This window comes from Moorena sp. SIO2C4 (assembly GCF_010672485.1).
GTDB classification, from domain to species: Bacteria; Cyanobacteriota; Cyanobacteriia; order Cyanobacteriales; family Coleofasciculaceae; genus Moorena; species Moorena producens.
This window is the reverse complement of the sequence record NZ_JAAHGN010000221.1, coordinates 1-8,586: the sequence shown is the minus strand read 5'-3', so window position 1 is coordinate 8,586 and position 8,586 is coordinate 1. Positions and strand designations below refer to the sequence as shown.

Annotated in this window: 6 protein-coding genes; 3 read left to right on the top strand and 3 right to left on the bottom strand. The window is 45.4% G+C overall.

The genetic code is table 11. The features are described 5' to 3' along the window. Both guaA and cbiD read right to left on the bottom strand, forming a co-directional pair. The coding region (guaA, locus tag F6K20_RS13930) for a glutamine-hydrolyzing GMP synthase (RefSeq protein WP_353736754.1) at positions 1-1,390 on the bottom strand (1,390 nt) is incomplete at its 3' end. Between the two features lie 430 nt (positions 1,391-1,820). Next, entirely contained in the window at positions 1,821-2,960 is a 1,140-nt protein-coding gene (cbiD, locus tag F6K20_RS13925; protein ID WP_008179892.1) for a cobalt-precorrin-5B (C(1))-methyltransferase CbiD, read from the bottom strand. A 777-nt stretch (positions 2,961-3,737) separates the two neighbouring features. Between cbiD and F6K20_RS13920 the strand changes: the two genes are divergently transcribed. Then, positions 3,738-4,997, top strand: a complete 1,260-nt coding sequence (locus tag F6K20_RS13920; RefSeq protein ID WP_008179890.1) for an RNA-guided endonuclease InsQ/TnpB family protein — start codon at positions 3,738-3,740, stop codon at positions 4,995-4,997. Between the two features lie 3 nt (positions 4,998-5,000). On the opposite strand, the gene F6K20_RS13915 is transcribed toward F6K20_RS13920, so the two are convergent. After that, the gene (locus tag F6K20_RS13915; RefSeq protein ID WP_008179887.1) at positions 5,001-5,924 is read right to left on the bottom strand and encodes an alpha/beta hydrolase; all 924 of its coding nucleotides are present in this window, start codon (positions 5,922-5,924) and stop codon (positions 5,001-5,003) included. A gap of 531 nt (positions 5,925-6,455) precedes the next feature. On the opposite strand from F6K20_RS13915, the gene F6K20_RS13910 reads away from it, so the two are divergent. Beyond that, positions 6,456-7,667: an RNA-guided endonuclease InsQ/TnpB family protein gene (locus F6K20_RS13910; RefSeq protein ID WP_008179885.1), complete on the top strand. Its 1,212-nt coding sequence runs from the start codon at positions 6,456-6,458 to the stop codon at positions 7,665-7,667. A 51-nt stretch (positions 7,668-7,718) separates the two neighbouring features. Further along, the coding region (gene moaA, locus F6K20_RS13905) for a GTP 3',8-cyclase MoaA (RefSeq protein WP_287295030.1) at positions 7,719-8,586 on the top strand (868 nt) is incomplete at its 3' end.

Genomic DNA, 8,586 nt, shown 5'->3' with positions numbered 1-8,586 from the left:
TATACATCCCCTGTCGGTGAATTTCATCTCGAACGATGAAATCAGCATCCCGCAGAATATTCAACCGTTCTGGGGTCACTTCACCAATGATGCGAATCGCCAATCCTGGTCCGGGGAAGGGATGTCGGCGCACAATCGATTCTGGCAAGTGGAGGTCACGACCAAGTTGGCGCACTTCGTCTTTAAATAGCTTGCGTAATGGTTCTACCAGCTTGAAGCGTAGGTTTTTGGGTAAGCCTCCGACATTGTGATGGCTCTTGATTTTCACAGCTACCCGCTCACCGGTTTTGGGATCAACGTTGGTATGGGCTGATTCAATTACATCCGGATAGAGGGTACCCTGAGCTAAATAATCAAATGGACCAAGACGTTGGGATTCTTCTTCAAAGACGCGAATGAATTCGTGACCGATGTGGCGACGCTTTTCTTCTGGGTCAGTGACACCAGCAAGGCGAGCCAAAAAGCGATCGCGAGCGTTCACATACTCTACTCGAATACAAAATTCTTCCTGAAATAGCTTCACTAACTGCTCTGGCTCGCCTTTGCGCATGAAGCCTTGGTCAATAAACATACAAGTTAGTTTATCCCCAATTGCGCGATGGAGTAAGAAGGCAAGGGTAGAGGAATCTACTCCACCAGACAAAGCCAACAGAACCCGTTTTTCCCCAACCTTGGCACGCACTTCTCGAATCGCTTCCTCAATAAAAGCAGCAGTGGTCCAAGTGGGTTCACACTCGCAGATGTTGTAAACAAAGTTACGGATTAGGGCAAGACCATCGGTTGAATGCACAACCTCTGGATGGAATTGCACGCCATAAAGTTTTTTATGATAGTTAGCGATGGTCGCACAAGGGGTATTCTGAGTATGGGCAAGGACTTCAAAGCCATCTGGCAAAGTCACACAGGAATCTCCGTGGCTCATCCACATGGTTGAGTGGTCTCGCACATTGCTCAGTAACTCAGTGGGGTGATCAATGAGTAAGGCGGCTTTACCATACTCAGCTTTCTTGGCTCTGGTAACTGTTCCGCCTAGTTGTTGCACCATCAACTGCATCCCATAGCAAACCCCTAGCACGGGTATACCGAGATTCCAAATTTCTGGGTCACATAGGGGGGCTCCATCGTCATAGACGGAATTGGGACCTCCAGAGAGAATGATGCCCTGGGGATGAAGCTGCTGTAGCTGTTGAGCTGTGGTCTGATAGGATAGCACCTCGGAGTAAACGTTAGTCTCGCGAATGCGACGAGCAATCAGTTCCGAGTATTGAGAGCCGAAGTCCAGAATCACAATCATCTGGCGATTCAACTGCTCTGCTAGAGAGGCTACAGCCAATGCCTCTTTCTGGTAAGATAGTTTGTTGGTCCTTAGGGTTACTGCTGTGTTCGTCATGTTTAGTTGTGTGAATGTACGAACAGGTCGCTGCCTAGGTGTGCTTCTGGGCAGCATAAATTGATTGCTATGAACAGATAGGTTGAAAGCTGATGGTTTCCGTAAATTAATCCTTCAACGCCCCAACACTTTGATGTGGATGGTAGCGCTGGCATTAACCAGTTAGTCTGAGTCGTAGACTCTCATCGACGATACAGAACTCAATCTGTTTACGGTTATTTCAGTTTCCACTCCCACACGCACTTCATAGACCTGCCTGGCAGTGGTATGTCTGTTGACAATCTCGTGACTTCTAGTCAGAAGATTTTTCAGGGTTTCAGTCTATATGTCCTGAAATGCGAAGTTTCAGCTGATAATCAGGTTAATTTATCATACATTGGGTTCGGCTACAAGATCCGCCCGCCAATATATTAAGATTTATAAAAATTTATCACAAATTTGAAATCAATGTCCAACCTGTGGGACTGGTAACAATAATTTTGCGTCCGCGATCGAACAATACAGAGCCCACCTGGATATGCTGCTCACTGTGTTTGCGGATGTAGTCAAAGCAGCGTTGGTCAATGGTCAATGCGATCGCATGATAAACCTGATTTACCCAATCAGTGCCCTGAGTCTGATCCCATTGACGCAGACAATTGAGAGCAGCTTCAGTGGTTTGACTGCCAAATACTTGCCTGATCAGTGGGGTTGGTACTCCTAACTGCGCACAGTGAGCGGTGAGTATTTCCAGTCGTCCATCAGCTAGGTGGTGGTGAGTATGAAAAATTCCTCCTGCCAGTTTAATTAACTTACCATGATAGCCAAATAACAAAAGTTCTGGCACCTGGGAGTATCCAGCTGCTACCAACAACGGTCCGAGCCAATTGGCTGTTTTAACCAGCCGCTCGGGATTAATCCCCAAGCCTCGCGCCAAATCTAAGCCATTTTCTCCGACACAGAACACTAGTGTTGTCGAATGTGAGGAGGCTTGCTCTTTTAGCAATTTGCTGGCTTTTGCTTTTAATTCCTCCTGGTAAGCAGCTAATTGACCAGGAGCACTCAGAGGCTGGGAAATGCCAGTAGTTCCTAGTAGGGAAAGTCCTTCTACTACACCAAAGGCAGAATTAGAAGTACGCTGTGCCAACTTCCGCCCTTCCGGCAAGATAATCGTCACCTGAATTTTCTCTGACGGTGCTAGCAGACAACTCAAGTTATGGTGCAATAGTTTCTCGGCATAAGCATAGATGGCTGGTTTGCCTCCGGCATTGATTTGTCGTCCAATTCCTTCACCCCCTAATAACTGTATCGATTCAGTTTGCTCCGAGGAACCCCATTCTACGACTGCCCAAATTGGGGTATTACGGGTAAGGTCAAGGTTATCACCAGGGTTAGAGTGAGTAATAGCTAGCGCTACCCCTTCTCGAATCCTAGCCACTTGCTCAATGGGAATGTCTACGGTTTCAGGAGGGTTAATTAAGTCCACTGAAACCGTTTCCAAGGGTTGGCCGTTGCGTAACTGATGGAGGGCGGCTATTGCTGAGGCACAGGCGAATACCGGTAAGGTATATCCAGATTGAGGTAGGGACATATCAATTGGTACTTACAACTATTTCTTTTCCTAAAATGTGAGTCCGTCAGCATATTCTAGGCATTACCCGGTGACTTTGGCTTCTGAGGTCAATCTTGCCGACCTATCCCTTGCGGCTAACTACCTACTCTAGTATCGACCTTCATCAGAGCAAATACAGAGGTTACTTCGTTCCTGATAACCATTGATTGGACTTTTAGGGCGGTACTGTTCACCGAGGATAGTATAGTGGAATCTCTAAAAGGAGTAGAACTTTTAGTCAAAATCCCATTGACTTTTGTCTGTGGCGATTGCTGCCTATTGCGCCACGTGAGCATGACGATGATTTAAACATACCTTCGGTGTGTACCCATGAGTCGAAGCCTGTTACTAACACCACATGATAGCTGGCAGTGCTTCACTACTTGACCCCGCTTTATCAGTAAGCAAGTTATGTCTTACTAATAGGGGTAAGGCTGTCACTCGGATTCCGCTCCGGCTGGGCTAACACCTGCATGGTTATCAAGTTGTAAGGGCTCATGTGTCAAGGGCAGCAAATCCCCCATACCCTGATCGGGTAAGGTTTCTAGCTAACGAATCGCACCTACTCCCTACTCCCTGTTCCCTTTGCTATCAGAAAATGTCGTGATTCATCTCACCGCTAAATCAAAGATTATAGCGGTGAGATGAATCACGACTAATAAATTAACAACGGGATAGCGTTACGGTTGAAAGTATTGGTGTATCTAATTCTACTCAGAATATCTGGTTTTGATAGAATCATGTTAAAATAGGCTAATGTTGACACTAACCTACGAGTACAAGCTAGTCCCGACAAAAGATCAGATCGCAATCATTGAAGAAATGTTAGCGGTCACAAGAAAGGTTTGGAATTATGCCTTAAGGGAGAGAAAGGACTGGTATAACAGTAGAAAGTGTTCGATAAATTCTTGTTCGTTACAGCAAGAATACATCATCCCAGCGAATGCACCTTATCCGGGATACAAAGAACAGTCAGCAGGTTTAACCAAGGCTAAAAAGTCTAACCCCGAACTGAAGCGTGTTAACGCACAAGTCCTACAACAAGTGCTTAAGACACTGGACAAAGCATTTACAAGCATGAAGAATCAGGGACATGGGTTCCCACGATTCAAAAATAAGTATCGAATGCGGTCTTTTGTCTTCCCTCAGTTTAAGGCTAATCCCGTAGTCAATGATTTGATTAAATTACCTCAAATTGGGATGGTCAAGATGCGATTATCACGACCAATACCTGAGGGGTTCAAAATCAAGCAAGTGAGAGTGGTTAGACGAGCCAGTGGTTATTTTGCAATGATTGCTTTGCAGAGTGACGTAAGTGTTCCTGATACACCAGTATGGGGGCATCCACTGGGGATTGATGTTGGGTTAGATAAGTTCTTAGCAACTTCTGATGGTGAGTTAATTGAACGTCCAAAGTTTTTAACAAAACTACACGGCGAGTTGAAATTACTGCAACGTAGACTGAAGTTAAAGAAATTGGGTTCAGCGAATCGACATAAACTCAATCATAAAATTGCTAGACTACATCAAAAAATCACAGATACCCGAAAAGACTTCCACTTTAAGTTAGCTGATCATTTGTGTGACCAAGCGGGCATGATATTTGTTGTTGGCGAAGCCTGTCCGAAGGACATAGACTTAGACTTTAGAACCTGGGCAAAAGGAATGCTGAGTAAGCATACTCTTGATGCAGGTTTTGGTCAGTTCTTCAATATTCTGGCTTGGGTGTGTTGGAAACGGGGTATATATTTTGGCAAGGTCGATTATAGGTATACGAGTCAAATTTGCCCCAATTGTGGGGCACATACAGGCAAGAAAGATTTATCTGAACGACTCCACAAATGCCCTGAATGTAGTTATGAAATTCACCGAGATGTTGCAGCCGCCCAAGTGATTTGTCAACGAGGTATCGCTGCGGTCGGGCAGACCGTGGAGGAAATTGACTGTGTAGGCGTTCTGTCAGGGGTTGGTAACAACCTAGATAAGTGCCGCAAAAGCAGTAAACCTAAGTCGTGAGGTTTAGGAATCCCTCGTTATAATCTCCGATTTAACGAGGGAGCATGTCAAAGTCCCAAGGGTTTGATATAAGGCTTGATTATGTATCCAACCTACAAAACCACTGTAGAGACAGTCTCCTTCAGGGCTAGCCACAAATACATGGTGTATTAGTAAAGGATTCTTCCAAGTCCGAATGGAAATGCCATTTTTAAATGTTATATAGGTCTTGGCTCGGTGAAAATCTCTACCATGACCATCAGTCATACCTGGGACTGAGTGTAATTGTTGAATTAAGCTAGTAATAAAGTCTCCTGGTGGAGGAGGTTGTGTGATAACTGGATTCGCCCAAAATTTCTGGATTTCTGCTGCGACTAAAGGATGATTTTTGAGAGCAGCATGATGCACATTAGGTAAACAAACGAATTGACTACGAGAAAACTTGGTTGTCTCTATTGTAATCGTGCCGTCGCTACCGTGATCACTATCACCAGCTATTACTAATGTGGGAATCACTGCGCCAATGGACTCTGCTAGTTGTCGGCGGTTGATACCTAAATCCTTTGCGATACCAATACCAATGCCCAAGGGGTCAATAATTCTAGCTACATCTGCACCACCAATAGGAGAACCAATCAACACTAAGGATTCTACTTGTGACCACCAGTCTCGGTGACGGCTGAGGAGTTCTAGCCAAATTAAGCCACCCATGGAATGACCAATAATTCGGATTGGTGTCTGGGGATAAGTGACAATGGTATCTAAGACAATGTGTTCGAGTTGGTTGATTAGGGGTTCTATCCAGAGCCAAGTTTTGAACCAACCGAGATCGGGAGTAATGATGGCAGTGCGGGATGTGGCTAAGGATTGGGCAAGGCGTGCCATCGCTTTAGAGTTATCCGCCCATCCGTGTTGTGCGTATAGAAGAAAATCTGGTTTGTCGGTCATTTCCCCTAAATCTGGAATACTGGTAGTTTCTTATCGATTTTAGGTAGGGGAGGACACCATGAGTAACCAATTGTGACACTCCCTTGAGGGACACAGAATAGGCTTTGCAAGAAAAGGAATGCACCCTAACAGTTGCAGTATCACTGGATTCTTGGAAAGAGATGCTGCATAGCATTAGCTACAAGGGCTGAGGGACATATTCCGGAATAGGTATAACCTATTAAGCAGGTACACAAAATTAATTACACATTTTCCAAAACTCAAAGCCTTGCAGGGTAAAGGTTACAGAGATTTGGAGTAGGCGATTAATTCTGTGTAAGTGCTTACTCGAGTTCCCAACACTGAAAGCCCCGCGTCTAAAGACCGGGGATGAAAGTGACTAGCGACTAAAGTCGCGTAGAAGAGAATCTTGATTGATACTTGAAAGTTTTATACGATTCTGTTAGTATAAATATATATCGAAAGAGGTCGAGATTCGTTCGGGTAGCGTGACCGTTCGGGTAGCGTGACCGAAGGTCAAGGTCAAGGTCAATGATTATACTAGAGTTTAAAGCGAAAGGTAAAGAGTCCCAATATTCAGCAATAGACGAGGCGCTCCGGACGGTTAAATTCATTCGTAATAGCTGCATTCGTCTATGGTTAGACAATAAAGGGACAGGGAAAAGTGACTTTAGTAGGTATTCTAAAATCCTGGCTAAAGAGTTTCCCTTTGCTAATGAATTGAACTCTACTGCCCGTCAGGCTGCCTCTGAGAGGGCATGGTCATCGATTGTTCGCTTCTACGATAATTGCAAGAAAAAAGTCCCAGGTAAAAAGGGTTTTCCCAAGTTCCAAAAACATGCTCGGTCTGTCGAATATAAGAAGTCAGGATGGAAATTATCCCCTGACAAGAAATCAATAACGTTCACGGACAAGAAGGGGATCGGAAAGCTTAAGCTCAAAGGTACCTGGGATTTATGGCGCTTCGACAAAAAGCAAATCAACCGAGTTCGGATAGTTAAGCGAGCTGATGGGTACTACGTTCAATTTTGCGTTGCAGTTAACGTAAAAGAGGAAATAGAGTACACAGGTGAGATGATTGGGCTGGATGTAGGACTTAAAGAGTTCTATACAGATTCCAATGGTCACTCCGAACCAAATCCCCGATTTTATAGAAAAGGGGAGAAACGCTTAAAGTTTTATCAACGTCGAGTTTCTCGAAAAAAGAAAGGCTCATCCAATCGCAGGAAAGCGGTTAACAGATTAGGCAGGCAGCACCTTAAAATAAGTAGGCAACGTGAAGAACATGCTAAGAGACTGGCACGTTGCGTAATCCGGTCTAACGACCTGGTCGCCTACGAAGATTTAAGAGTTAAAAACCTGGTTAAAAACCACTGCCTTGCTAAGTCTATTAATGACGCTGGTTGGTATCAATTCAGGAAATGGTTGGAGCACTTTGGGACTAAGTTAGGCAGGGTAACTGTCGCAGTAAACCCCGCCTATACCAGTCAAAACTGCTCTGAGTGTGGCGAAACTGTCAAGAAATCCTTATCTACTAGAACTCATGCCTGTAAATGTGGGTGTGAACTTGACAGAGACCATAATGCCGCTATCAATATCCGAAATCGAGCCATAAGTACGACGGGGCACGTCGGAACTTGGGTCATAGACCCGAAGGCTTCAGGAGATCTGACCTCTACTGTTCTTGGTTCCGGCCAGGTTCAGCAAGTCGGGTCGTTGATTGAAGAATCCCCGCGCCTTTAGGCCGGGGAGTGTCAACAAAACCCTTTGAAACCCCATGATCCGGTGCAATATATGAATACTGTAGACTATCTCCGGATTAGCTTGATTGACCGCTGCAACTTCCGTTGTCAGTACTGTATGCCTCAAGGAGCAGAGCTTGACTATATCCTACGGCAAGAATTACTCACTGATCAAGAACTGCTGACTCTGGTCAAGGAGGTGTTTATCCCGGTCGGATTTAGAAAGTTTCGCCTCACGGGAGGTGAACCCCTATTGCGTCCAGGTGTAGTGGAGTTAGTCAGAGCGATCGCATCTTTACCGGAAACACAAGATTTAGCGATGACTACCAATGCCTTTTTACTGGCTGGTATGGCAAAGGAACTCTACCAGGCGGGTTTACGGCGGATTAATATTAGTCTGGACTCCCTCAATCGAGAGACATTTGACAAAATTATCGGCAATCGGGGACGTTCGCGCTGGGAACAGACTTGGGAAGGGATAAAAGCTGCCCATCAGGTTGGATTTGACCCGTTAAAGCTGAATGTGGTGGTAATTCCAGGAGTTAATGACCAGGAAGTGCTGGATTTAGCTGCTCTAACCATTCACCGCTCCTGGCACGTTAGATTTATCGAGTTTATGCCCATCGGGAACTCCCAGCTATTTGGTCAGCGGGCGTGGGTACCTTCGGAAGAATTACGGCAACGGATTCACTTACGCTGGGGTTTGATAGAATCCAGTGTCCGGGGTAATGGCCCAGCTGATGTGTTCCAGATTCCTGGTGCCAAGGGCACCCTGGGATTTATTAGTCAGATGTCAGAATGTTTTTGCGATCGCTGCAATCGGATGCGTCTATCTGCTGATGGTTGGCTGCGTCCCTGCCTACTTAATGAACAAGGTCAAGTTGACTTAAAAACTGCTCTACGCAGCGGCGTTGATACCA